General features: G+C 55.6%; 17 protein-coding genes and 1 pseudogene. 9 read left to right on the top strand and 9 right to left on the bottom strand.

Annotated features, from left to right (window positions below; all coding sequences use genetic code 11):
• Positions 1–120 precede the first annotated feature (120 nt).
• Positions 121–621, top strand: a complete 501-nt coding sequence (locus tag MKZ35_RS01240) for a PAS domain-containing protein (RefSeq protein ID WP_482511413.1) — start codon at positions 121–123, stop codon at positions 619–621.
• Between the two features lie 77 nt (positions 622–698).
• Positions 699–1,430 carry a sensor histidine kinase gene (locus tag MKZ35_RS01235; RefSeq protein WP_482511412.1) on the top strand — a complete coding sequence of 244 codons (732 nt, stop codon included), beginning with the start codon at positions 699–701 and terminating at the stop codon, positions 1,428–1,430.
• Positions 1,431–1,555: 125 nt separating this feature from the next.
• On the opposite strand, the gene MKZ35_RS01230 is transcribed toward MKZ35_RS01235, so the two are convergent.
• Both MKZ35_RS01230 and MKZ35_RS01225 read right to left on the bottom strand, forming a co-directional pair.
• Entirely contained in the window at positions 1,556–3,757 is a 2,202-nt protein-coding gene (locus MKZ35_RS01230) for a DUF2723 domain-containing protein (RefSeq protein WP_482511411.1), read from the bottom strand.
• Positions 3,754–4,515 carry a glycosyltransferase family 117 protein gene (locus MKZ35_RS01225; protein ID WP_482511409.1) on the bottom strand — a complete coding sequence of 254 codons (762 nt, stop codon included), beginning with the start codon at positions 4,513–4,515 and terminating at the stop codon, positions 3,754–3,756. The genes MKZ35_RS01230 and MKZ35_RS01225 overlap by 4 nt, the downstream gene beginning before the upstream one ends.
• 438 nt (positions 4,516–4,953) lie before the next feature.
• Here MKZ35_RS01225 and MKZ35_RS01220 point away from each other — a divergent pair, with 438 nt between their 5' ends.
• From MKZ35_RS01220 to MKZ35_RS01210, 3 genes are all read left to right on the top strand, one after another.
• Positions 4,954–7,395: an alpha/beta hydrolase family protein gene (locus MKZ35_RS01220; RefSeq protein WP_482511408.1), complete on the top strand. Its 2,442-nt coding sequence runs from the start codon at positions 4,954–4,956 to the stop codon at positions 7,393–7,395.
• 331 nt (positions 7,396–7,726) lie between these two features.
• Positions 7,727–9,052: an LVIVD repeat-containing protein gene (locus tag MKZ35_RS01215; RefSeq protein ID WP_482511407.1), complete on the top strand. Its 1,326-nt coding sequence runs from the start codon at positions 7,727–7,729 to the stop codon at positions 9,050–9,052.
• Positions 9,052–9,795, top strand: a complete 744-nt coding sequence (locus MKZ35_RS01210; RefSeq protein ID WP_482511406.1) for a hypothetical protein — start codon at positions 9,052–9,054, stop codon at positions 9,793–9,795. Before MKZ35_RS01215 ends, MKZ35_RS01210 begins: the two co-directional genes overlap by 1 nt.
• On the opposite strand, the gene MKZ35_RS01205 is transcribed toward MKZ35_RS01210, so the two are convergent.
• The 3 genes and pseudogenes from MKZ35_RS01205 to MKZ35_RS01195 all read right to left on the bottom strand — a co-directional run bounded on the left by MKZ35_RS01205 (position 9,758) and on the right by MKZ35_RS01195 (position 11,391).
• Positions 9,758–10,489 (bottom strand): DUF72 domain-containing protein, encoded by a 732-nt coding sequence (locus MKZ35_RS01205; RefSeq protein WP_482511405.1) that lies wholly within the window; start codon positions 10,487–10,489, stop codon positions 9,758–9,760. The two genes, MKZ35_RS01210 and MKZ35_RS01205, sit on opposite strands and share 38 nt — an antisense overlap.
• 188 nt (positions 10,490–10,677) lie before the next feature.
• A pseudogene (locus MKZ35_RS01200) lies at positions 10,678–11,117 on the bottom strand (DUF2243 domain-containing protein).
• A 40-nt stretch (positions 11,118–11,157) separates the two neighbouring features.
• Positions 11,158–11,391, bottom strand: coding sequence for a hypothetical protein (locus tag MKZ35_RS01195; RefSeq protein WP_482511404.1), 234 nt, complete (start codon positions 11,389–11,391; stop codon positions 11,158–11,160).
• 143 nt (positions 11,392–11,534) lie between these two features.
• On the opposite strand from MKZ35_RS01195, the gene MKZ35_RS01190 reads away from it, so the two are divergent.
• The 4 genes from MKZ35_RS01190 (at position 11,535) to MKZ35_RS01175 (ending at position 16,367) form a co-directional block, all read left to right on the top strand.
• A complete protein-coding gene (locus MKZ35_RS01190) occupies positions 11,535–12,296 on the top strand; it encodes a PPK2 family polyphosphate kinase (protein WP_482511403.1) in 762 nt (253 codons plus the stop codon).
• 180 nt (positions 12,297–12,476) lie between these two features.
• Positions 12,477–13,436 (top strand): 1-phosphofructokinase family hexose kinase, encoded by a 960-nt coding sequence (locus tag MKZ35_RS01185; protein ID WP_482511402.1) that lies wholly within the window; start codon positions 12,477–12,479, stop codon positions 13,434–13,436.
• A complete protein-coding gene (locus MKZ35_RS01180; RefSeq protein WP_482511401.1) occupies positions 13,436–13,864 on the top strand; it encodes an NUDIX hydrolase in 429 nt (142 codons plus the stop codon). Before MKZ35_RS01185 ends, MKZ35_RS01180 begins: the two co-directional genes overlap by 1 nt.
• A gap of 376 nt (positions 13,865–14,240) precedes the next feature.
• A complete protein-coding gene (locus MKZ35_RS01175) occupies positions 14,241–16,367 on the top strand; it encodes a prolyl oligopeptidase family serine peptidase (protein WP_482511400.1) in 2,127 nt (708 codons plus the stop codon).
• 90 nt (positions 16,368–16,457) lie between these two features.
• Here the strand turns inward: MKZ35_RS01175 and MKZ35_RS01170 are convergent, their stop codons facing one another.
• From MKZ35_RS01170 to MKZ35_RS01155, 4 genes are all read right to left on the bottom strand, one after another.
• Positions 16,458–18,863 carry a hypothetical protein gene (locus MKZ35_RS01170; RefSeq protein WP_482511399.1) on the bottom strand — a complete coding sequence of 802 codons (2,406 nt, stop codon included), beginning with the start codon at positions 18,861–18,863 and terminating at the stop codon, positions 16,458–16,460.
• Between the two features lie 63 nt (positions 18,864–18,926).
• Positions 18,927–20,063 carry a DUF4249 domain-containing protein gene (locus MKZ35_RS01165; RefSeq protein ID WP_482511398.1) on the bottom strand — a complete coding sequence of 379 codons (1,137 nt, stop codon included), beginning with the start codon at positions 20,061–20,063 and terminating at the stop codon, positions 18,927–18,929.
• Entirely contained in the window at positions 20,064–22,832 is a 2,769-nt protein-coding gene (locus MKZ35_RS01160) for a carboxypeptidase-like regulatory domain-containing protein (protein WP_482511397.1), read from the bottom strand.
• 46 nt (positions 22,833–22,878) lie between these two features.
• Positions 22,879–23,646 (bottom strand): hypothetical protein, encoded by a 768-nt coding sequence (locus MKZ35_RS01155; RefSeq protein ID WP_482511396.1) that lies wholly within the window; start codon positions 23,644–23,646, stop codon positions 22,879–22,881.
• Between the last annotated feature and the right edge of the window lie 23 nt (positions 23,647–23,669).

Below are 23,669 nucleotides of genomic sequence, written 5' to 3'. Positions count from 1 at the left end.
ACAACGACTTCAACCACCCCAGCCGCGCCGTTGGCGCTGCGTCCCCTCCTCATCTGAGGAGGGGAGCTTCGTTCTAACCACCTATTTCTCTAGCTTGGCACCCGAATTTTCATTCTATCTATGACCCTGCGCGTCAAATTCCTGCTTTTTGTCGTCATCATTCACGGGGTTTTGATTGCACTGGCGGCCCAGCTTGCGGGCACCAACACGGTGCTGTTTTTGGCCACGGAGGCATTACTTGTTGTTTCGATTATCCTTACTACCCAGCTCTATCGGGGCTTTGTGCGACCGTTTCAGCTGATTGCCGCCGGCACGGAGGCTATTCGGGCGAAGGACTTCTCCATGAAATTTGTGCCCGTGGGCCAGCGCGAAATGGACCAGCTTATCGACGTGTATAATCACATGATTGATGAGCTGCGGCAGGAACGGGTGGCCCAGCACGAGAAAAGCTTTTTGCTGGAGCGCCTGATTCACGCCTCGCCGGCTGGTATTCTACTGCTCGATTTTGATGGCAAGATAGAGGCCGTGAACCCCGCCGCCGAACGGTTCCTGGGGCTCACCACGACCGATCTACTAAGCCAGCACCCCGTCGATTTGCCCGGCGACTGGGGGGCTTTTTAGGCCAGTTAAAGCCCAATGAGCCCCTGGTAATTCAGCTATCGGGCCTGCAAACCTACCGGGCTTCCACGGCTCACTTTTTGGACCGGGGCTTTACGCGCTACTTTATTCTGCTGGAAGAGTTGACCCAAGCCCTCATCCGCCAGGAGAAGCAGGCCTACGAAAAGCTGATCCGGATGATGAGCCACGAAATTAATAACTCCATTGGCGCCATCAACTCCATTCTGCAAAGCTTCCACCACTACGCGCCCCAGCTCACCTCCGCCGACCGCCCCGATTTCATTGAAGCGTTGGACGTGTCAATTGCCCGCAATACGCATCTGGCCAACTTTATAGCCAGCTTTGCTAACCTCGTGCGCCTACCCGTGCCTACCCGGCGCGCCTGCGAAATGCATGAGCTGCTGCACGACATTCACCGCCTCATGCAGGTACCCAGCCAACGGCACCACGTCACCTGGCACTGGGACCTGGCCCCCGAACCCTTCTGGGCTGATGTTGACGCGCAACAGCTCGAACAAGTGCTCATCAACATCACCAAAAATGCTCTCGAGTCCATCGGTGAGAATGGCAACATCACTGTCCGCACCCGCCTGAATCCGCCCTTACTGCAAATCGAGGACGACGGCCCCGGCATTGCGCCGGAGGTGCAGCGCCGCTTATTCACGCCCTTCTTTAGCACCAAGCGCGACGGCCAGGGCATTGGCTTAACCATGATTCGGGATATTCTCCTGCAGCACGGGTTTCGCTTTAGCTTAGAGACGATTGAAGAGAGGCGGACGGTGTTTAGTGTGTGGCTGGACGGGACTTCTTAGCCGTTGGCCGTGTGCTTCCTCGCGGCTTGTTCAACGGGTGCCTCCCCGGCCCCCTCCCTTAGGAGAGGGGACCGGGGGAGGCACCCGTTGAACAAGCTGGGGGGGGGTGAGGCATACGTAAGCTCCTACCGCCCGTACTGCTCCGCCAGCGCCACCACCCGCGCGGCGCGCACTTGGTCGCCGGTGTCGGCGGCGGCTTGGTAGAGGCGCTGCAAGGTCATGAGGTTGGTGGCTATTTCTTGCTCGAATAAAGCCTGTTCGTCGTGGGTGCTGTAGTAGGCCAAGGCCTGCTGGGTGCGGCTGGTGAGCGTATCCATGATTTCATCGGCGCGGGGCTTTTCGCCGGCTGCGGCCAGGGGCGCCACCAACTCGGGCGTGTAGAGGTCGTAGGGAATAGCCGCGTCGGGCATTACCTGGAGGCAGCGCAGGGCTACTTCCTTTGCCTTCATTGGTTCGCCAGCCCGCAGGTAGGCTTGGGCCAGCTGGCCAAACTTGTCGCGGTATTGAGCCAGCGTGCGGCGGTTAATTTCGTCGTAGAGTACGTCCGGATTATTCAGATTGCGATACGCGAATTTGTTCATCAGCGAATCGTAGGTAAGCTGGCGGGCTACGTAGCCCACGCGCTGGGGCTTTGGATCCGGGTTGCGGCAGGGCAGAATGCGGTAGGCCATGCCTTCCAGTTGCAGGTAAGGCTCCAGGCCCATTCCTTCCTGCTGAGCCACAGCATTGGCAAAATACACCGGCCGCTGCCAGTCGTTGGTGGCCAGAATATCCAGTATCACCAGCTTGCTTTTATCCAGATACTGCTTGCCCACGCTCCACTCCATCTGGTCGACCAGCTGGCCTTCCCGCTCTTTGGGGATAATGCCCAAGCGCTTGATTTTATCCTTGTCGATGGGCAGATAAAACTGATCGGATGGGTACGACAGCAGCTGCTGGCCGCTCTGGGTCTGCACTTGCAGCAGGGGGCTATTTTGCCGCACCAGCTGCATAAACTCCCGCACATTCACGGCCGGCACCGCGGGGTTGGCCACGTAGGGCAGGTAGTCGTTGGTACCCGATTGGTAGCTGGTTTGAGGTAAAGTAAGCGCCACCGGGGCCGAGTCGTAGCTTTGGCGGCGCAGCTGCCCAATGTGCCAATCGGTGGGCAGGTATTGAAGCACGGCAATGCGCACGTCGCGGCGTACGCCTTCAACCTCCTGGGCGTACCAGAGCGGGAAGGTGTCGTTGTCGGCGAAAGTGATGAGAATGGCATTTGGGGCGCAGGAATTGAGCAGGTTATGAGCCGAGTCGGCGGCACTATAGCGGCCGGAGCGGTCGTGGTCGTTCCAGCCTTCCACGGCCATAATGCCCGGCACCAGCAAGGCCAGCACCATCGCCGTAGCCACTCGCAGATTGGAGGTGCGCAGCAGATACCGCAGCACCTCATTCAGGCCCAGCACGCCCAGCCCAATCCAGATGGCAAAGGCGTAAAAGGAGCCAACAAACGTATAATCCCGCTCCCGTGGCTCAATTGGCGGCTGATTCAGATACAGCACAATAGCCACGCCGGTTAAGCCAAATAATAGCCCCAGCACCAGGGCATTGCGCCCGTCGCGGCGAACCTGGTACACCAGGCCCAGACCGCCCAGCAGCAAGGGCAACAGCAAGAAGTTGTTGCGGGCTTTATTATCGGCTAGAAGCTGGGGCAAGCCATCTTTGGTAGCTGTGGGCCACAGTGTGCCGGCCTGCTGCACGTCGCTTTCGCGCCCTACAAAATTCCAGAGGAAATAGCGCCAGTACATATGGCCCAGCTGGTAGCGCAGCAGAAAGCTGAGGTTTTGAGCCATCGTAGGCTTCGCGTCTTCCCGCACATCCACCCACTTCTGATACTCGCTGATATGACCGGGGCGGTTGCTGTAAAGGCGAGGCAGCAAGGTTTTGTCTTCGGAGGCGTACACATTCTCGATGCGACGTTCAATGATGATGTATTTGTCGCCCTGACGCTCATAGCGCGGCGCGCCTTCGATTTGAGCTGTGGGCTGGGCGTTGAATTGCGGACCATATAGCAAAGGCCGGTCGCCGTACTGCTCACGCTTGAGGTAGCTGACGAAGGAGAGCACATCGTCGGGCTTATTTTCGTCGATAGTGGGGTCGAAGCTTGAGCGAATCGGCACAATCAGATACGACGAGTAGCCGATCAGGATAAACACGAAAGCCAACATGGCCGTGTTCAGCACCTGGTTTTGAGTACGCGCGGCGTAGCGAAATCCAAACGCAATCAGGGCCGCAAAAACGGCCAGAAAAATCAGCAGGCCGGAGTTGAACGGCAGCCCTACGGAGTTCACAAAAACACCTCAAAGTCGCCGGCCAGAGACGGCAAGCCGGGAATGACGCCCACCAAAATGCCCCCCAGAATCGTTCCGCTAACCACTAGAGTCAGCAGTCCGCCTTGCCAGGTTGGTCGGGCGCTACGGCGGAAATAATAGATGAAGCCCAGAGCCGGCAGCGCCAGCAGATTGAGCAGATGTACGCCAATAGACAGGCCCACCGCGTAAGCAATCAGAATAAGCCACCGATCAGAATCGGGCTGATGGGCGCGGGCTTCCCACTTCAGCATCGCCCACACCACGAAGGCCGTGCAGAGCGTGGACATGGCGTACACTTCGGCTTCCACCGCGTTGAACCAGAATGAATCGGAGAAGGTAAAGGCCAGCGCGCCCACGGCACCTGCTCCCAGAATCAATATTTTCTCACTTGACGCAGGCTCCGCCGCGGGCCCCTGGCCTTGCACCAGCTTGCGCGCCAGCAGCGTGATGGTCCAGAACAGAAACAGCACCGTAAAGGCGCTGCTCAACGCTGAAATGCCATTTATAAGACCCGCCACCAGAGTAGCATCACCAAAGGAGAACAACGAAAACACCCGGCCCAGCAGCAAAAATAACGGTGCTCCGGGCGGGTGCGGCACCAGCAAATGATGGGCGCTGGCAATAAATTCGGCGGTATCCCAAAAGCTGGCCGTCGGCTCCAACGTGAGTATATATACCGTGAGGGCGCTGGCAAAAATCAGCCAGCCAAGCAGGTTATTGGTCCGTTGGAAATTCATAGGCCGGGGGCTTTCTTAAGTGAAGGTTTGGGAAAGATGCAGCTTGGGTGCTTACAGTTGCCTGAGGGGTGCGCCGGTCGTTCAACGAGTGGCCTCACCCCCGGCCCCTCGCCAAGGGGAGAGGAGGAGCCAGCCGCTCGGCCTGCGCGGCTGCGTCGGCTTCCGCCTCTGCAACCACTATCGTATTATTTAAAAAAAGCTTCCATAATGGCTCTGGAAGGCATTTTTAGTATGAATAGCACTAACCTGACAGCATGGAACCGGTAGCCGTCGTGGAGGCGCGAGCCGACAGGGCGGCGTAGGCCGAGCGGCTGGCTCCCCTCTCCCTTAGGAGAGGGGGCCGGGGGGTGAGGCCACTCGTTGGAAGTCAGGTGCTTCGTTGCATCAACTTACTTATCTTACCACCTCCAACCCGCACCCTCACTTATCTTTCAACTCATGAAAAAACTCTTCTTTCTAGGAATCCTGTTCCTCAGCCACTTGTCGGTGCAGGCGCAGGATTTAACGTACCAAACGCCCCCCAAGGCCATTGCCGATCTGGTGGATGCGCCCATCACGCCCCGCGTGAGCATAGCCGCCGATGGCAAATGGATGCTGCTCATGGACGTGCAGGATTTGCCCACCATCGCCGACTTGTCGCAGCCAGAACTGCGTATTGCCGGCCTGCGCCTGAATCCGCGCACCAACGGCCCTAGCCGCGTGAGCTACTCCACGGCGCTGAGGCTGAAGCGCCTTTCGGGCGGCGCCGAAATACCGGTAAAGGGCTTACCCGCGCCGGCTAAAATCAGCGAGGTGACCTGGTCGCCGGACGATAGCAAGATTGCCTTCACGCTTACCACGGAGGCCACGGCCGCGGCTGGGGGGCAAATTCAGCTGTGGGTATTGGATGTAGCCACCGCCACGGCCCGCCAGATTCCGGGGGTGCGCCTGAACAGCGTATTTGGCACTGCTTACCGCTGGCTACCCGACAACCAAACCATGATTGCCCGCACCGTGCCCGCCAATCGGGGCCAGGTGCCGGATGCTACCGCCGCGCCTACTGGCCCCATTGTGCAGGAAAACGTGGGCCGCACCGCCGCTGCCCGCACTTACCAGGACTTGCTGAAAAACCCCGCCGACGAGAAGATTTTTGATTACTACGCCACCACCCAACTCATGAAAGTGAGCCTGGATGGCAAAAGCCAGCCGCTGGGCCAGCCCGGCGTGATTCAAGGAGCTTCGCCCTCGCCCGACGGCAAGTACCTGCTGGTGGAAACCCGCCATCGGCCTTACTCCTACCAGCTCACCGTGGGCAGCTTCCCGGTAAAAGTTGACGTGCTGGATTTGTCGGGCAATTTGGTGAAGTCCATAGCTGATCTGCCGCTGGCCGACAACGTACCCACCAGCTTCGACGCGGTGCCTATCGGCCCGCGCAACCACGACTGGCGCGACGACGCTCCGGCTACTATTTATTGGGTAGAAGCCCAGGACGGCGGCGACCCCAAAAAGGTGGTTGCCGTACGCGACAAGGTGGTGACTATGGCCGCGCCTTTCACCACCCCCATGGATCTGGTGGATTTGCCTTTGCGTTTTCGGGGTATTACGTGGGGCAACAACTCGACGGCCCTGGTCAATGGCTACCGTTGGGCCGACCGCAAAGTGATGACCTGGGTTATTAACCCGCGCACGAAAATGCCCCCCACAGTCCTCTTTGAGCGCTCCTCCCAGGACACGTACAAAGACCCCGGCACGCCTTACCAGAAGCAGAACGCCGCGGGTCGCTACGTGCTGGCCCTCGGCGGCCCCGACCAGCAGACTATTTACCTGCTGGGCGAAGGTGCCTCGCCCGAAGGCAACCGCCCCTTTGTGGATCAATTGAACTTAAAAACCCGCAAAACGGAGCGCTGGTGGCGTTCGGAGGCACCTTTTTATGAGGTACCCGTCGATATTCTGGACGTGGATAAGCGCTTACTCGTAACTCGCCGCGAGTCGGTGGAGCAGGCGCCAAACTACTTTTTGCGCGACGCGAAGAAGAAAAACAAGCTGACCGCGCTTACCAGTTTCCCCAACCCTTACCCCGCCCTGGGCACCCTCAAAAAGCAAGTGCTCCAGTACAAGCGCGCCGATGGCTTACCGCTCACGGCCAACTTGTATTTGCCCCCCAACTATAAAAAGTCGGATGGCCCGCTGCCTACGCTACTCGAAGCCTACCCCGCTGAGTACAAGGACAAAAGCAACGCTGGCCAGGTAAAAGGCTCGCCCTACACTTTTACTCGCATCACCTCGGGCTCACCCATCTTTTGGGTAACCCAGGGCTACGCCGTGCTGCAAAACACCTCCATTCCGATTGTAGGCGAAGGCGATGCCGAGCCCAACGACACCTATATCGAGCAGCTGGTAGCCGGTGCCAAAGCGGCTATTGAGGAAGGCCAGCGCCTAGGCGTAGTAGACCCCAAGCGCGTGGGTGTGATGGGTCACTCCTACGGCGCTTTCATGACAGCAAACTTGCTTGCCCACAGCAATTTGTTTAAAGCTGGTATTGCTCGTAGCGGGGCCTACAACCGCACGCTTACGCCTTTTGGTTTTCAGGCCGAGGAGCGCACCTACTGGGAAGCGCCACAGGTGTATGATAAGATGTCGCCCTTCACGGCCGCCAACAAAATCAAGACCCCCATCCTGCTTATTCACGGCGAGGCCGACAACAATTCCGGCACGTTCCCCATCCAGAGCGAGCGGTTTTACAACGCCCTGAAAGGCCACGGCGCCACCGCCCGCTACGTAGTCTTGCCGTTCGAGTCGCATGGCTACGCGGCCCGCGAGTCCATCATGCACATGCTGTGGGAAATGGATTCGTGGCTGAATAAATACGTGAAAGAAGCCCCCACTCCACCGGCAAATTAAGCACAAAGTATAATTACCGCTTAACCTACAGAACCGCGCCGATGGCGCGGTTCTTTTTTGTGCCGTTGAGCCAATATTCCAAAAAAGGCGGTCATGCTGAGCGGCAGCGAAGCATCTGGCTAGCGGTCATTAAAGTAGTAATCCTGCATCAGCACGCGAGATGCTTCGGCTCCGCCTCTGCATGACCACCTTAAGTAATTAGCGTGTTCTTTTTTCGCAAAAAGCATTGCAACTATTTCCGCTGCTCCTGTCTCCAAGTAATGAAGCCGCGACTTTACTTCCACGCTTCGCTCCCAATACTTATTCCTTCCACTTCAAGCTACTTATTGCAATGGCTAGATTTTACACGTACCTGCTCAGCTGCGCGCTGCTACTGGGCCTGGGCGCCTGCTCCGATGGATCGGAGGAAACCCCGCAGCCGGGCAGGCTTATTGATACCAACTGGGCCGGTACGCTTCCGGGCGGCAGCAACAGCATGACGGCGTATTGTCCCCTGCTCATATCGCGCGAAGTGCTGGAGCAATCGGTGGCGTCGCGGCCGGCACAGGCCATGCACAACACCGGCAAGATTTATCTGCGCGGTCGCTATGTGTTCATAAATGAGCGCTATGAGGGCGTGCACGTAATTGATAATCAGGACCCGAAAAATCCACGCATTATTAGCTTCCTGCGCATTCCTGGCAACGTAGACATTGCCATCAAAGACAACCTGCTCTACGCCGACAACGGGCCCGACTTGGTTACTATTGACATCAGCAATCCGGTGGCGGTGAGCGTGGTGAGCCGGGTGCGTGATGCCTTCCGCGAGTTGCCGGTGCCGGAGCAAATGCCCGTGCATCCGGAGTGCTATACCGACAAGCGGCCCGAGAATACGGTGGTGGTAGGCTGGCAGAAAAAAGAGGTTACCATGCCCATCAACCCAGCAGTTAATTGGCGCACCTTGTCGCCCGCCAACTCACCTACTTTCTTCTCCTCGGATCGGGGCCCTGGCGGCACGGGTAAAGCTGGGTCGCTGGCCCGGTTCGCGGTGCTCGATGACATGCTGTACACCGTGGATGAGAACAGTCTGCGCCTCTTCGATCTTGCTTCGCCCGCCGCGCCCGCGCCCGGCCCCAAGCTGCCCCTGATGTTTGGCGTCGAAACCATCTTCCCCTACGACCATTACCTGTTTCTGGGCACCCAGCGCGGCATGTACATTTATGACGTCGCCACGCCAAAGTCGCCCCGCCAGGTTTCTTATTTTCAGCACGTAATGAGCTGCGACCCCGTGGTAGTAGACAACCGCTTCGCCTACGTGACCCTACGCACGGGCCCTATGTTCTGCCGGGGCGGGGGCATGCAGGTAAATGAGCTGCAAGTAGTTGACCTCACAAATCTAAGCAACCCCAAACTAGCCCGCACTTACCCGATGACCGGCCCGCAAGGCTTAGGAGTAGATACAAATCAGCTCTTCGTGTGCGACTCCGACGGCTTGAAAACTTTCGATACCAGTCAGGCCCCTTTGCTGACGCAGAAGCAGCACTATAAAGTAGCCGTCACCGACGTGATTCCTAATAACGGCACTCTGCTGGCTATCGGCTCCGATGGGTTGTACCAGTACAGCTACGCCGGCGCCCAGCTGCAGCAGCTGAGCTTTTTACCGATTACGAAAAAGTAATGACTACCCCGCTGCAAATTTGCCCCCCAGCGCCGCGCTGGGGTGGCCTCGGGCTGGTACTGGCTTTGCTGGGTTTTAGTCTGAAGGCTGGGGGGCAAAATTTGCCTTCGCTAAATTCCTTGGCGCTCAAATTTGCCCCCCAGCACCTGGTAATGAGTGGGTACTGGCTGGAAGTAGAGCATCAGTTAGCCCGCCACCCGCAGCAGAGCTTCACGCTTTCCCCGCAGCTTTATAGCGGCCCCACTGGCCGGCCCGACGGCACGCGGGAAGCCAACCCGCTGAACGAAGATGAGTCGGTGCGCGGCTTTGGCGTACAGGGCCAGCACCGGTTCTATGTCGTGCCCGCCAAGAGGGCAGCCTTTCCAGCGGGCGTTTATTTAAGCTACGGACCTCACCTTCAGTATTTTTCGATGGCTTTTCATCGTAGCAGCTGGCGCGAAGTCCAAGGCCCCGGCGACCTGCCCTACTACGAGTATGGACCCGTGCGCTTCACCGAAAACATCATTCGCTACGGCGGATCCGTGCAGATAGGCTACCAGGCGCCCCTGCCGCCCGGCCCCGTCTTCCTCGACCTTTACGTAGGTCTGGGCTGGCGCCAAAGCCACACCAAGTCGGAGTTTGCAGGCAGTCAGTACCGTGCTGGCTCCTCCGATTACGGCCACCGTGGTTTCTACTTCCCAGCGGGCGTAAAAATCGGGTTAGCCCTTAGCGCCCTGCGCCCACGTACGCCTGCAGCCATGTAGCATCGCCAATGGCCGAGCCGCCGATGTCGTTATTGAAGTACAAATACGCCTCCTGCACGTGGGTAGCGGCCGTTACTTCGGCTGCTATCCGCTGCAAAGCTGCCGGACCATAAGGCGAATGGTACAGCGCCGGCAACCCATGCAGCCGGTAGTAGAGCACCGGCGTATTGGCCACCATTTCATCGGGCAGCAGCGGGTGGCTTTGTCCGCAAAAGCTGATGCCTCGGCGGGCCAGGGTTTGGTACACCTCGCCCGTCCACCAGCTCGGGTGCCGAAACTCCAGTACATTGGTAAACTCTGAGTGCAGGCTCTCTATCATGCGGTGCAAACGCTCATCGGAGTAAGCAAGACGGGGCGGCAGTTGAAACAGAATCGGCCCCAGCTTCTCGCGCAAGCCTTCCTGCGCTGCGCCGTAGAAATCGGCCAACAGCTGGGCTACGTCGTTGAATTGTGTGTAGTGTGTTATCAGTCGGGGCGCTTTCATGGCGAAGCGAAAGTCGGCGGGGCTGCTTTGGTACCAGTTTTCCAGAAAAGAGAGCTGCGGAAATCGGTAGAATGTCACGTTCAGCTCCAGCGTCCGGAAGTGTTGACTGTAATAGTCAAACCAACGCTTTATAGGGAGCTTTTCTGGATAGAAAACGCCCCGCCAATGACGATAGTGATACCCCGAACAGCCACTATGCCAAACAGGCATAGCGTGTTGGTTTAGTGTTAGTTGGGAGGCTAAGTCTGTGAAATACTTCTATTGCAAAAAAGAACGTCATGCAGAGCAACACGAAGCATCTCGCTCGCGGTCGTTTGATTACTAATCATGAGTCAGCACGCGAGATGCTTCGGCTCCGCCTCTGCATGACGTTCTTTTTAACTCAGATAACACTTTAATCAGTATCCACGCACGACTGCATCTGCCCGACCTGCTCGAATCAACAGCCAGCCGACGAGCAGCTGCACTACCCCAAAGGCTAGAAAACCCAAGTCCCAGGGCAGCTTGTCGGCCACGTACTCGTGCACATGGTGCAGGCCCAGCAGCTGGTGGTCAATCACGCCTTCAATGACATTGAACAAGCCCCAGCCCAGCACCAGCGCCCCCCAAAGGTGCGACCCGACCAGGGCACGTCCGTTCGGCGGCCGGCGGCCCAGAGCATGCGCAGTCCTATGACCGTCATTACCCACACGGCGGCGTGAAACATGCCATCCCAATACATATTGGTTTTAGCGGCGACCAGCGTATCGGGGGGCATTTTTGAGGATAGCATGTTGTGCCACTGCAAGATCTGGTGCAGCACAATGCCATCAACAAAGCCGCCCAGGCCGGCGCCCATTAGTACCCCGGCCGCGACCAATGGGGTTCGGTGTACGTGTTTAGTCATGCGTAAGTAGAGTTAAGAAAAAGCGTTTGATATGGGCGGCGAAGTACAGCCCGATGCCTCCCGCCAGCAGAATAGCTATGGGCAAAAGCAATAGCAGTAGATTACCGGTGTATTCGGGGGTGTGAATGGTGGCTTGCACGCGGGGCCGACAAACGCGGCAGGCCCAGGCCGCGGAACTGACCAGCCACAGCGCCCACGTTAGCAGCCCGACAAGGAGGTTTTTCATCTGGGGGGCTTTTTTTAGCTTCCTTCGCTACTCTAGCGACCAGTTTAAAGCTACGTTGGGCAAAAAGCCAGAGTTGTTAGGGTTCAGCTTAACGCTCTGGTCGGCTGCGCGTATCTGAATAAGTAACTACTTAGCCTTTATCTATGAAAACTCCTGCTGCTTACAACCTGCTCACGGTTTCCTCCCACGCACCTAAGAGCCTTGAGAAAGAAGACGCCGAGCGTGAGCTGGAGGCTATTCGTCAGGAGCTGGAGGAGCTACAATACCGCCTCTACGCCGAAAACCGGCGGAGCGTGCTGGTGGTATTGCAGGGCATGGATGCCAGCGGCAAAGACGGCCTGATTCGACGGGTTTTCAGCGGCATCAATCCGCAGGGCGTGCGGGTGCACGCTTTCAAAGAGCCCACTGAAGAGGAACTGGCCCACGATTTTTTGTGGCGCGTGCATCAACATGCGCCGCGGGACGGCATGATCCACGTGTTTAACCGCTCTCACTACGAAGATGTGCTTATCACCCGCGTACTGGGCCTCATTGATGATAAGGAAGCCAAACACCGCTTCGAGGCCATCAATGCATTTGAAAAGCTGTTGCAGCAGGCCGGCACGACGGTGCTAAAATTCTACCTGCACGTCTCGGAAAAGGAGCAGCGCGAACGGCTGACTGAGCGCGTAAAGGACCCGGCCAAACAATGGAAATACGAGGCCGGCGACGAAGACAAAGCCAAGCAGTGGCCCGAATACCGCGCCGTGTACGAGGACGTTTTCCGCCATTGCAGCCCCAAATCTTGCCCCTGGATTATCGTGCCCGCCGACCAGAATTGGCACAAAGCGTATGTGGTAGCCAAAATGCTGCGCCAAGCTTTACAGGATATGAATCCGCAGTTTCCGAAACCTAAATCTGAGTAGCACAAGTAATTTGCTACGTAGCTGCTTCCCCGCTTTATACTAAAGCAAACCAGCTACAATGCAATAGCTACCCGCTCTTAGCCGGATCTTCGCAACCCGTAGCTACGTGGTCAGTACACACGTAATGAACGCTGACCGAAGCTGCATTTGGTCACGAAAATCGTCTTTTGGCCCTTCCCGATGAAGCCTATAGTTACGCTTACCCTGAACCCCACGGTCGATAAAAGCACCTCCGTCGACAAAATTGTGCCCGAGCATAAGCTGCGGTGTGCTACGCCCAAATTTGAGCCCGGAGGTGGCGGCATCAATGTGTCGCGGGCGCTTCGGCGGCTGGGGGGCGATTCGTTGGCGGTTTTTCCGGCTAGCGGCCCCACCGGCATCCTGCTTCAGCATCTACTCACAGAGGAAGGTATTGCCCAGCAAGCCATCGAAACGACTAACTGGACCCGCGAGAACTTTATAGTGGTCGATGCGTCGACTAACCAGCAGTACCGCTTCGGCATGCCCGGCCGGGAGCTCACAGCAGCGGAGCAGGAGCGCATTCTGGATGCGCTCAGATCCATCACGCCACGACCGGAGTTTTTGGTTATCAGCGGCAGCTTACCGCCGGGCGTCGAGCCAGAATTTGTGGTCAGGATTGCGAAAGCCGCCAAACAGCTGGGCGTGAAGGTAGTGATTGACACCTCGGGGCCAGCCTTGCAGAGCGTGGTAGAAGATGGGGGCGTGTTTATGATTAAGCCCAATCTGGGTGAGCTGAGCAAGCTATTGGGAGTGAGTGAGCTGGACAGCGCCTGCGTGGCGGAAGCCGCACGAGAGCTTATTGCTGATGGTAAATGTGAGCTTATAGCCGCATCCATGGGCCCGCAAGGCGCCTGCTTTATTTCCCAGGACCTGACAGACCACGTACCCGCCCCGGCCGTGAAAAAACGCAGCACCGTAGGTGCCGGCGACAGCATGGTGGCCGGTATGGTGTATGGCCTGGCCAGCCGCCTTTCCCTACGCGAAGTAATACGGCTGGGCGTAGCCTGCGGCACGGCCGCCACCATGAACCCAGGCACCGAGCTTTTCCACAAAAGCGACGTGGACAAGCTATATAAATGGCTGCTTCAAACCATGCCCCAGGAAAAGGCCTTCAGCTGATGCAAGGCCAAAAAATGCCCCCCAGCCCTACGCTTATCGACAAAATAGCCTGGCTGCACCTGCACGACGGCCAGCTGCTAAGCACGCGCAGCAGAGGCAAAGACTGCTACTACATTCCGGGTGGCAAGCGCGAGGCGGGCGAAACAGATGAGCAAACCTTGCGGCGCGAAATAAGGGAAGAGTTAACCGTGGAGTTGATGCCCGAAAGCCTCTTATATCGGGGTACGTTTGAAGCGCCCGCACACGGCCACGCGGCCGATGTCTTTGTTCGCATGACGTGCTATAGCGCCAGCTACACCGGCCACTTACAGCCCGCTGCCGAGATTGAGGAAGTAGTCTGGCTCACCTACCAGCACCGCCCCCAGGTATCGGCCGTCGATCAGCTGATTTTCGACTGGCTCAAAGACCAGCAACTATTGGCTGATTAAATTCTTTTCACCTTAACGATGCTAAAAAACTCCAAAGGCCCTGAGCTTCCCGCCTGGGTATTTCTCCTGATTCGCTTCGGCTCGCTTTTTTTGGTTGCGGTGGTGAGCTACTTTGTATTCAGGTGCAATAGTTAAGTAAACAGACTATCTGGGGGGCTTTTTTGGCTTCGCCAGAACGAGGTAGAGACCCAACAGTTGGAGTCTCGTTGTTCAATGATCGAAGCTGCGCCGTTTAGCTTACCAACATCAGCAATACCAAGACTCCAACTATTGCTTCTCTCCCGCGGGCTGTAGCCGATAATGAAATGGTTAGAAGGCAAAACTGAGTTACTTCCAGTATTTTACCGGAAGTTATTGCTCACTAAGCCTTCACACAATGAAACTACTTCTTCCCGCCCTGGCTGCTTTGCTGCTTGGCAGTCAGGCTTTCGCGCAAGGCAACCCGAAAACGCTGCCCTACCCGCAAACCAAAAAGGTAGACACCGTCACCACTTACTTCAGCACGAAGGTAGCCGACCCCTACCGCTGGCTGGAAGACGACCAATCGGCGGAAACCAAGGCTTGGGTGCAGGAGCAGAATAAAGTAACCCAGAACTATCTGGCCCAGATTCCTTACCGCGACGCCATCCGCAAGCGCCTGGAAACGCTCTGGAATTACGAAAAATACAGCGCCCCTTTTAAGGAAGGCAAATACACGTATTTCACGAAAAATACCGGCCTGCAAAGCCAGTTTGTTGTGTATCGGCAGGTGGGGCAGGGCTCCCCGGAAGTATTCCTCGATCCGAACAAGTTTTCCAAGGACGGCACTACGTCGCTGGCTGGCCTTTCCTTCTCAAAAGATGGCAGCATGGCCGCCTACCAAATCTCGGAAGGCGGCTCCGACTGGCGTAAGGTTATCGTGCTCAAAGCGGCCGATAAATCCATCGTTGGTGATACGCTGAAGGACGTGAAGTTTTCGGGCCTGGCCTGGCGCGGCAACGACGGCTTCTACTACAGCAGCTACGACAAGCCCACCGCGGGCAGCCAGCTGGCCGGCAAAACCCAGATTCACAAGCTGTACTACCACAAGCTGAGCACGCCCCAAAGGACCGACAAGTTAATTTTCGGCGGTGAGAAAACACCCCGCCGCTACATCGGCGCCTACCTGACGGAGGATGAGCGGTTTCTGGTTATCAGCGGGGCTAATACTACCAGCGGCAACGAACTCTACATCCAGGACTTAAGCAAGCAGAACAGCGCTATTGTGCAGGTAGTGGACAACGAGAAGAGCGAAGTTGGCTTGCTCGACAACGTGGGCAGCAAGCTCTACATCGAAACCAACCTGAACGCGCCCAACAGGCGCGTGGTGACCGTGGACGCGGCCAACCCCACGCCCGCCAACTGGAAAGACCTGATTCCGGAAACCAAAAACGTGCTGAACGCCACCACCGGCGGCGGCAAAATCTTCGCCAACTACCTCAAGGATGCCACTTCGCTCATCGAGCAGTACGACATGAGCGGCAAGAAGGAACGCAGCATCACCCTGCCTTCGGTGGGCACGGCGGGCGGCTTCGGCACCAAAAAAGAGGAGAAGGAAACGTATTACACCTTCACCTCCTACATCTACCCGCCCACCATCTTCAAGTACGATATTACCACCGGCAAATCGACGGTGTACAAGAAGGCCGGCGTGCAGTTCGACCCCAGCAAGTACGAGTCGAAGCAGGTGTTTTATAACTCCAAGGACGGTACTTGCGTCCCGATGATTATCACCCACAAAAAGGGCGTGGCCCTGAACGGCAAAAACCCCACGCTGCTCTACGCCTACGGCGGATTCAACAGCAGCGTGACGCCCGGCTTCAGCACCTCCAACATCGTGCTGCTCGAAAACGGCGGCATCTACGCCGTGGCCAACCTGCGCGGTGGCGGCGAGTACGGCGAGAAGTGGCACGTGGCCGGCACCAAGCTGCAAAAGCAGAACGTGTTCGACGACTTTATTGCCGCCGGCGAGTATTTGGTGAAGAACAATTACACTTCCAAAGACTACCTGGCCATTTCGGGCGCTTCGAACGGCGGCTTGCTAGTGGGAGCCGTGATGGCCCAGCGCCCGGAGCTGTTTAAGGTGGCCTTCCCCGCCGTGGGCGTGATGGACATGCTACGCTATAACCAGTTTACGGCCGGCGCCGGCTGGTCCTACGACTATGGCACGGCCCAGGACAGCAAGGAGATGTTTGAGTACCTCTACAAGTATTCGCCCTACCACGCCCTGAAGCCGGCCGCCTACCCTGCCACTATGGTCACCACCGCCGACCACGACGACCGGGTAGTGCCCGCGCACTCCTTCAAGTTCGGCTCGCGCTTGCAGGAAATGCAGAAAGGTCCGGCGCCCGTGCTCATCCGCATCGAGACCAAAGCCGGTCACGGCGCGGGCCGCTCTACCGCCCAGGTCATCAGCGAGCAGACCGACAAATGGGCCTTCATGTTTCAGAACATGGGCGTGCCGTATTCGGCTGCTACCAACTAGCAGCATTCTAATTAGAGCCTAAAAAAGCCCCCGGAATTACCTCTGGGGGGCTTTTTTACTTGTGAGTACAATCTAAAATTCAATTTTTATCTACAGCGGCTGCTTTATTTCAAAGACAATATGCCGACTACCGGCCAGTCCATTCGGAGCAATTCCTTGCACTACCACCATGTATTTTCCTGGCTGGTCGGAAGTATAAAATTCGATGGTTTTTTTGCCATCAGCGGTGGTAGCAACGCTGGGATTCCAGTACAAAAGGTTGCGCGCGTCTGGTAGCCGGCTTTGCTTTTCTGCGGCTGTTTCGTAGCGCGGCGAGTAAAACTCGCGCTGCCATTGTGGTCCCTCGTATTCCTGCACCAGCACGTTAGGGCTGGGCTGGAAGCCACCCAAATCACCTTTGTACGTGGTATAGTTTACTAGCCCTTCGTACATCATAGCACCCTGAATGTAACGGCTGGTAAACACCTCCAGCTTCTGAATAGTAAGCGGGTCGATGGTCATAAGCTTATTGATGTTAAACACCGGAAATCCATCCAGCAGTACCATCGGGTTTTTACTGAAAACGCCGCCGTTTACGTTGTCCACTACCATGAAATGAAAGCCATCATTTCGCCGCCTGACCAGCACACCCGGCACGTACTCCCGCATTACTTCTTCCAGCACTTTAAACCGGGTATAATCGTCTAGTTTGTAGGTTTCATTCGCCTTGCCATAAAACGAGACACTATCTGCCACCGGCATTCGGTAAGTAGAAAGCTGCTTGCGGAAGTAGGCGTTTTGCACCTGCATTTGCAGGCTGCGCTTGCTTAAATCACTACGGGAAGCCTCCGACAAAACCAGCGGCGGCATCACCGCAGCGCGGTATTGCAACGAAAACGGATTCAGGATTTCCACGCGGTACATGCTATCCGTCTGGGTGTTGGTTTGCACCATCAACTCCTTGATACCGTTCAAATTCTGCGTTTCAAACCGGACGCGGCCACTCTCGTCGCTGGTAGCGGTGTATAACCGGCTAAGGCGGCTGGGGCTAGTCAGATAAGCGCCAATTTTCGGCACCGGTTTACCCGTAAACCGGTGTATTACTCTGCCCTCAATCAGGTGCCCGTTTAGCTCCGGCAGGTAGTCAAACTTTGGTAGAATATTCGAGAATACGTCCGTCCAACGGAAGCGACTCCAGCCATGAGTCAGCATCAAATTATCAGCTGCCTCAGCTGCTTCGGCACCCGTGCTGGTGAAGTAATAATTGGGGTTTTCAACAGTCCCTTTTAAATCCGAAGTCAACCATAAAACGCTGTTGATATCAGCCCCGGAATCCATTGACAAAGAGTCCAGCCGATACACAGCAAGCGACATATCAGCAGGCAAAATTTGCCCCCCGGAAGTTGCAGCAGACAGTTGGAGCGACACTTTTTCCCGCGTACTGTACTGCGGCTTATTGGTTGCGGACGCAATGATTAACTGTTGCTTGGGGAGCTGAAAATATAACCGCTCACTAAGTGGCTGTTTGCGGCCGTTGAAGACCGTAAAGTGAGTAATACCATCCGCTAAACCCAGCTTGTTTACCACAAATTCTGCCCGTCCGTTAGCGAGGCGCGTAGTTGCCGAAACGGAAATTCTCTGCCCGGCGTGCCCTACCAAAAACAGCTCCTCTTCCGACTTATCCGCCACGTTTGCTGTTACCGCTATCCTGAGTTGGCCCTGGCCTTTCTCCTCCAAACGCAGCACATACCCTTGCGCCTGCACGACGGGTAGTTTTTGGGTAACACTCGGCCGATTTGCAAACCTCAGTATCGCCGTGTATCCCGAGCCTGCTTGCGTTGGCGTGAGAGTAAACCTTCCGAGGCCGAATTTCAGCGTTTTGAACTGAGTTAGCACCGCACCTTGCGCATCTACGATGGCACCTTCGGCATCTACTCCTTTGCCTGCTTTGTCAGCAATTTTGAAGGCTACCTGGCTCGTTAGTCCATTAACCAGATTACCGCCTTCCGGAAAAAATTGAACATCTAATGCCGCCGAATCTTTGCTGGCTTTCAGCCCCGAATTCTTTCGGGTATTAACGATGGTGACAGGCGTGTACGAATAAAATTCGGGGCTAAAGTTTTTCATCCAGCTCGTGTAAGCTCGCACCACATAGTTGCCGGACGCCAAAGAAGCAGGTAATGAAAAGGAGCCGCTGCCGGCTGCATTCTGCAAACTAACCTTCGCTTGCAACACTGGCTTGTGCTCTTTATCCAGCACTTCTACATACGCAATCTTACTAAGTGATAAAGGCTTGTGCTGAGTGCCATCCACGGCGTTTATCTTAAACCATAGTATCTCCCCACTCACATAAAAAGGGCGGTCTACGTGCACGTATAATTTCTCCTGCAGCGTCTGCTGGCTGTAGGTATCAAACTGTTTTTGTATGCGTTTGAGCGAGTCTGATTGGCCGTGTATTTTACCGCTGCTTAGTGCCCAGACGAAGACAGAGAACAGGATAATTTTGTGTGTTTTCATCTGAAATAACGGTAGAAGGCAAGCAGACTTAAGCTAGACTGGTTGGTGGTGCAGGCAGGCCATCTATTCCCAAAAAGCTGGCTTCACATTGGTGCCACGCTTGCGACAATCTGCGCACTCAGCAGTAGAATAAAGATACCCGCCGCCCTCCAGCACATCGATAGGAATAAAATTGCTATTCCTAAAAAAATCTATCACTGCAGGCCTTAATGTATCGGGCCGGCCACAGTCATTCTCGTAGCCCGTGAGAGCCCTCCAACTTTGGGGCAGCCGGCTGCGCTCAATGAAAATACGCTTCTCCGTAACTGACTGCACACCTACATAGCCAATAACGGGCTCAGCTGCGTCGGTGAGGCTGCGCACGTTGCCCGTAAGCTGGCTGGGCTGCGGGTCGAATATAGTACCGATGTTTTCGGTGTTCTTTTGCAGCAACTCCCAGTAGGCAAACTCTTCCGCGCTCAGTGCATACTGCTTAACTAAGATGCTGTATTTATACCGCAGCTTAGTGGAAGTCGGGGGCATGAGCGTGAGCGGATAATCGGACACTACATTCTGACTAAGAGCTAAGGTGCTGCCAAGCTTAATGGCTGAGGATCTCTCATTTCCCCAGCAAAAAAAGATGTCTCCACTGGGACGGAAATCAAGCCGGCCATTTCGGTACTCATAAAAGGAGCGGAAAGCAGAGGTAAATTCCCACGTTTCGTCGTAGTCCCAGCGGTAGAAGCGGGAAGCATCGTTGTTATCGTGGGTACTCACATACACTTGCAGGCCCTGGGCACTAGCTTTCCACGTCACGGAGTCGATGGGTGGGGTAGTCTTTGCAGCCACGTAGTCTGAGGCGTAGTCGCGCCGCGCCTGGGTCCGAAAAAACAGTCGATACCGCCTGGAAGGGGCTAACATCAAAGCGGTAGATGTATAAATGCCGGGGGCTGTTTCTGATAAAGTGTAGCGCGGACCTGCTTCCTCTTCAATAAATACGGTGGCTTTGGCCTCGGCGGGTGGAGGCGCGGTGCTGGTTAGGTTGTCGGTGCGCGAGAGGCGAATAGTGGTCACGCCGGCACTATTAATGGTGCCATCCACCACCAGATAGTTTTCGGCCGACGCAATAACTTCCGGCTCGAAGGTATCGATGCAGCCCGCAAGCGTCAGGAGTACTACGCCAAGCCCGGCGCGGTGCAGCAGGTGTAAAAAGCAGCGCATCTAAAATTTGAAGTTATAGGTAACGGTCGGAATGGGCTGGCCAAAAATGGCTAGCTGATAGCCCTTTATCTGCCCGTTTTCGGATCTGAAATAAATAGAATAGGGGTTTTTGCGCCCCGTCAGATTGTACACCGACACGGTCCAGGAGCTGTGGGCCAGCTTTTTCACCTTGTGGTTTCCTTCAATGTTCAGGGCAAAGTCGGCGCGGTAATAATCGGGTACCCGGTACTCGTTTCGCTCGGAGTAAAATACCCTGGTCGAGCCGTTTGTAACGTACTTGGCCAGCGGCAGCGTAATGGGGCGACCAGTGCTGTAATTAACGTTCAGCGAAGCGCTGAAGCGCCGACTAAACCGGTAGTTACCCACCAGCGTGGCGTCGTGCGGCTTGTCAAAATTGCTGGGGTAAAAACGCGCCCCATTAATCATATCGCCGGTTGTTCCCAGGTTTACCTGCACCAGGGAGCGAGAATAGGTGTAGCTAAGCCAACCATTCAGCTTGCCCGTCAGCTTTCTTACCATCATCTCCACGCCGTAGGCTTTGCCCTCGGCGTTTACCACGTCCGTTTCGATGTGCGGATTCAGGAGCAAGGTAGCGCCGCTTTTATAGTCCAGAAAATCGTGCATCACCCGATAATAGGTTTCCACGGAAGTCTCGATGGTGTTGTTCTTAAAGTTGCGGTAATAGCCCACTGATGCCTGGTCGCCAACCTGCGGCCGGATATTACTGTCGCTTAGTTTCCAGCTATCCGTGGGCGACATAGAAGCCGTATTCGAGAGCATGTGGATGTATTGGCGCATCCGGTTGACACTCAGTTTTACCGATGATTTATCGGAGAGGGCATACTTTGCCGACAGACGGTATTCGGGCCCGTGGTAGGTAGCCAGTACGTTGCCTTTGCCAACCTGAAGCGTGTCGGTTATTGTATTCACCGACTTCGATACATTCGGCAAGTACTCATACACCTCTCTGGGCCCCAGCGCATTATACAGCGAATAGCGCAGGCCAACGGAAACCGACAGCCGCGGGGAAAGCGTAATCAGGTCGGAAACGTAGAGGGCGCTTTCCAACGCTTGTTCGCGGGCTAATGTGTTGGGAAGTATCAATGATTCGCCCCCCACGGGTGAAAAGCTGCCCGGCGACACGTTGTACAGAATGGAGCTGGCGCCAAAATCAATGGTGTGCCTGGCGCTGGGCAAATAGCTAAAATCAGCCTGCGTATTTAGCTGCCTGATGCTGTAGCGCAGGCGCGCGTTGGTGACCGGATTGTCCTGACTCGAAATATTATACTGGTATTGGCTGTAAGCGCTGGTAAGCACGCCGTACAGTCGGTTATTGAACGTATGCCGCCACTTCAGGCTGGCCGTGGTGTTCTCATACTGATACACACTGTCGCTGGCCAGCTGAAATTCATCCCGGCTCCGGTACCCGGTAAGGTAGAGCGAGTTCTTATCATTTATGTCGTGGCTGATGTGGGCATTCAAATCGTAGAAAGCCGCTGAGCTTTGCTTTAGCTTGCTGTTCGACAGCCGTTTCAGAATCCAGTCAGAATAGCTGGTTCGCCCACTCACCAGGAAAGCGCTTTTATCCTTTACAATTGGGCCTTCAAAGGCCAGCCGGCTGGTCAGCAGACCAATGCCGCCGGAGCCCGCAAATTTCTTTTTGTTGCCGTCGCGGGTGGCTATATCCAGCACCGACGACAGACGCCCGCCAAACTTCGCCGGAATGGTGCCTTTGTACAGCTCTACGGTCTTTAGGATATCGGGATTGAAAGCCGAAAAGAAACCGAATAAGTGCGACGGATTGTAGATGGTAGCGTCGTTGAACAGAATCAAATTCTGGTCGGTGGAGCCGCCACGCACGTTCAAGCCGGTACTGCCCTCTCCCACCGACTTTACTCCCGGCAGCGTGAGCACAATGCGCAGAATATCCGTTTCGCCAAAAGCGGTGGGCACCTGCCGCATGGTTTTGATATCGAGCCGTTCGAGGCCCATTTGCATGCCGGCTACGTTTTTGTCTTTCTCGGCTTCCACTACCACCTCCCGGAGCGTAGTGATGTCCTCTTCCACCTCAATATCAAGCTTGCCGTCCGAGCGGAGCACGATCTGCCGCTTGGTGTTTTTTACCCCTACTCCTCTTATTTTCAACTCGTGCCGGCCCACTGGCAGCGTGAGAAAGTAGTAGCCAAACTGGTCCGTGGCGGCGCCAATGGAGGGCGACTCAATGAATACCGATGCGCCGATTACCGCTTCGCCCGATTTGATGTCGCGCACATGCCCGGCCAGCGTAGCGTTGCCCTTCGCATTCGCGCCGCCGCTCCTCCCGATTTCATATACCTTCAATTGCAGCGTAGCCGCCGACACCGGTTTCCTGCTAGCATCCTCTTCATCGGTGTCGGTAGTGGCCAGATTATCGGCGGGCTCCTGGCTGAAATAGCCGGGGGGCAATTCTGTGGTGAGCGGTGAGCCAGCGGTGATATACACGCGCTTTTCGGCGTCAATTGCATACCGCAGGTTTGTGCCTTTCAGCACCAGATCCAACACTTCCGCTAAAGGCCGCTCCTGTACCTGCGCGTTGATGACCACGCTATCGACCGTAGCAGGATTAAAGTAAAACCGATACGGCGTCTTTGCTTCTACCGATTTGGCGAAAGTTTCAAAGTCTGTCTTCTCAAAACTGCCGCTAATTAATGGCGCCAACTCTTGCGCATAACCCGAAAGGCTACTAAATAGAATAAGATAAATCAGGCTAATCCAGCTAAATAATTTCATTTACTGTAGCTGGCGCTTTTTGAGAGTGTAGATTTTCTTTCACTGCTTAGTTTGTTTGTGTTGTTTGGCTCTGTAATGAATTATAGTGCTTCACCAGCTCGATAATGGAGGCTTCCTGACTGGCTTTTTTAAACTTCAGCTTCTGCTGCCGCGCATAGCTATCCAGGTCCGTTTTCTTAGCGCTAAATAGACGCACAATTGATTGCCGGGACGTCACGGAATGAAACTTATTGTCTGTTTGGAGGTAGAATTTTGCCTCTTCCCGGTAGCTTCCCTCCAAGCCGTAAAGGCCGCGTCGGGTCTGTGTTTTTTTCGTCCTCTTTGCTAACACTTTTGCCGGGCCATCAACCACTAAATCGTAGTAGCCCGTTGGCACCGAATATTGTACTGTATCGTCCTTTATAATTCGCACGAAAGTGTGGCCATCGATTACAAAATACTTCACATTTTCATCGACCAATTTGAACTGCAGCGGATTTGCGGGAGGCTGTATTACCACCTGATCCAGCTTGATATCATACAGCAGCGGAACCTTGGTATAGACTGTTCCGTGATAATGGACGGTACCGCTGTGCAATTTGCCGGCACCAAAAAATTGATTGCCGTTCATATAAGGCTGGCTGTAATCCAGGTATTCAGGCCCCGTGTATAGCAGCGAGTTATCACCTATTGCCTTCGTGTAGCGCGTGGTTGCGGCTTCAACCGCCGCTGCCACAGCGCCGCTATCTGCGGGAATGCTACTTTGGCTCAAAGCAGGCAGAGAGGATAAAAATACTACCGCCAAGACGGCCAGCAGAAGGAATCTGATTTTCATAAATAGCTTATAAAGTCTCCGCA

This window comes from Hymenobacter sp. R533113 (assembly GCF_056835965.1).
Note: the sequence above shows the minus strand (reverse complement) of the source record. Positions and strands in the feature narration are given on the sequence as shown.